This window comes from Colwellia hornerae (genome assembly GCF_007954355.1).
In the GTDB taxonomy this organism is placed as follows: Bacteria; Pseudomonadota; Gammaproteobacteria; order Enterobacterales; family Alteromonadaceae; genus Colwellia_A; species Colwellia_A hornerae.
In genome coordinates this window covers 1-1,949 of the sequence record NZ_VOLR01000069.1, presented here as the reverse complement: position 1 = coordinate 1,949, position 1,949 = coordinate 1, and the positions used below count along the sequence as shown (strand labels likewise).

Sequence of the window (1,949 nt, the reverse complement as noted above, 5' to 3'; positions counted from 1 at the left end):
CAACTGAAGGGCCAGAGCAAGAAGTTATCTTTCGTCAAAAGTACATGCCAGGATTTATGGGAATATCTGATTACACTTGGATGAACAAACTTGAAATATCCATTGCAGGCCAAGTGTTTTCTCATAAGCTTTTTCATTACAAGTTAGTGTTCAGTGGCTGGACGTATGCTCAACTTGTCTTTGGTGGTGAAAGTTTCGAATCACTCTCTACAGGTTTACAGAATGCATTTTGGCGCAGTGGTGGTGTACCACAGACACACCGAACCGATAGCTTAAGTGCTGCATTCAATAATCATTATGAACAAGAAACGTTAACTGAACGCTATCAAAAGTTATGTGCTCACTATAGCGTTGTTGCGACGCGTAACAATAAAGGTGTAGCTCATGAAAATGGTGCGATTGAAGTGGCACATAGCCATTTAAAACGAAAAGTAGATCAGCAATTACGAATACGTGGCAGTCGTGATTTCACGACAATTACCGAGTACCAATCGTTTCTTGATGTAATTGTCGCCAAAATTAATCGCCAGTGTAAAACTCGATTTGATGAAGAGCGCAAGCACTTAAATGATTTGCCTAAACGTCGTACCAACGACTTCTGCGAGCAATACGTTAAAGTCACCTCTAGCAGCACCATCAGTGTTAAACGCGTGACGTATACCGTACCTTCTAGATTAATGAGTCATCGATTACTTGTGCACATTTATGATACTCGGCTGGATTTATTCCTTGGTCATGAAAAAACCTTATCTCTGCCTAGGGTCTACGCTCAAGGGCACCTAAGATCACGAGCAGTAGATTATAAACATGTGATCCACTCACTTGCGAAAAAGCCCAATGCGTTCAAATACTCGCAGTTACGAGAAGATTTGATCCCAGAAGGTGACTTCAGTTTGTTGTGGCAGCAGTTAACAGCAGAGCATGTTAGCGATAAAGACTGTCGTTATATGGTTGAGTTATTGTTACTCGCTCATAACTATAATTGCGAGCATGCCCTTGGTCGTTATGTTTTGAAAAACCACGAGCAAGGTAAGTGTATGTCTATTGATATGTGCCGTAAATTGTTTGCCCCTAGCACGCTCGTCATACCAAACATTGTCAGTCATCAACATCAAATAAGTGATTACGATATATTACTCGGAGGGTTACATGGCTAACATTCAAAGCTTACCAATATTACTGAAAGAGCTGCGCTTAAGTGCGATAGCCAAAGAATGGGAAGTCCTTGCCCAAAAGGCTGTTTCACAGGAGTGGGAGCCTGCGCTATTCCTTGCCGAGCTATGCGAACTTGAAGCTAATCATCGTCATGAAAGTCGATTAAAACGGTTACTTAAAGAGAGTAAATTACCCGTAGGTAAACAACTACATCAATATAATTTTGACGAAATAGAAGGTATTACATCACTGCAAATGAAACAAAAAGTTAATGAGATTGACTGGCTTAGACAAGGCCATAACATCTTATTGTTTGGTGCTAGTGGTTTAGGGAAAACTCACTTAGCGTGTGCGATTGGTTACTCGTTACTTGAAAAAGCAGTACGTGTTAAATTCAGCACCAGCACTGCTATTGTTCAAGAACTCCAACGTGCAAAAGAAACGTTGGGCTTAACGGATGCCCTAAGAAAACTCGATAAATATGAGCTGTTGATATTGGATGATATCGGTTACGTGAAAAAGACTGATAGTGAAAGTCAGGTGTTGTTTGAACTGATTGCACATCGTTATGAACGTGGCAGTTTATTGATCACATCGAATCAAGCATTCAGTGAATGGGATAGTATATTCGGAGACAACATGATGACAGTTGCTGCTATCGACAGACTTGTTCACCACAGTGATATCTATCAAATTAAAGGCGAAAGCTACCGTAAAAAACAAGCTATAAAACTAAACTCAAATACCGGCCAAGTTAATTGACGCCAACCGGACAAGTTAGTTGACGTCTAATA

General features: G+C 40.5%; 2 protein-coding genes. Both read left to right on the top strand.

The window, feature by feature from the left end; all coding sequences use genetic code 11:
• The coding region (locus ESZ26_RS18960) for a DDE-type integrase/transposase/recombinase (RefSeq protein WP_146801361.1) at nt 1–1,157 on the top strand (1,157 nt) is incomplete at its 5' end.
• Entirely contained in the window at nt 1,150–1,917 is a 768-nt protein-coding gene (gene istB, locus ESZ26_RS18955; protein ID WP_146801359.1) for an IS21-like element helper ATPase IstB, read from the top strand. The genes ESZ26_RS18960 and istB, both read left to right, overlap by 8 nt.
• The last annotated feature ends 32 nt before the right edge of the window (nt 1,918–1,949 follow it).

Excerpts from the sequence above, each read along its gene's own strand:
- istB (WP_146801359.1), top strand. The coding sequence starts at position 1,150 with ATGGCTAACATTCAAAGCTTACCAATATTACTGAAAGAGCTGCGCTTA.